Source organism: Prevotella sp. HMSC077E09 (assembly GCF_001814685.1).
GTDB lineage: Bacteria > Bacteroidota > Bacteroidia > Bacteroidales > Bacteroidaceae > Prevotella > Prevotella oris.
Window position 1 is genome coordinate 1 of sequence record NZ_KV817549.1, and the last position, 295, is coordinate 295.

Here is a 295-nt window from a genome sequence, read left to right on the forward strand (position 1 = left end):
TATTCTTCAAACAAGTCTTCCGTTATAGTGGCTATGACTATATCCGTCATTCCCTTATCCTTTACAAACTCCGTAAGTAACTTATCTGAATAGAGAAGATTCTGATAAGTCCCCTCTGCCCTTGATTTGCCCACGCACTCTTTAACGGATTGCAGTTCAGCTTTGCTAATGGCAAGAAGTGTTGTCAGTATGGTGGCTACTCCCTGCAAACGGTTCTTGAGCAGTTCCACGCTTACCACTCCGTCATTTATCAGAATATCTTGATAGGTCTTTTCTACAAGTTCCTTAAACTCGC

The 295-nt window shown here is 42.0% G+C and carries 1 pseudogene; it reads right to left on the minus strand.

Annotated features, from left to right (window positions below):
* A pseudogene (locus tag HMPREF2983_RS05675) lies at positions 1 to 295 on the minus strand (site-specific integrase); the annotation flags it as partial.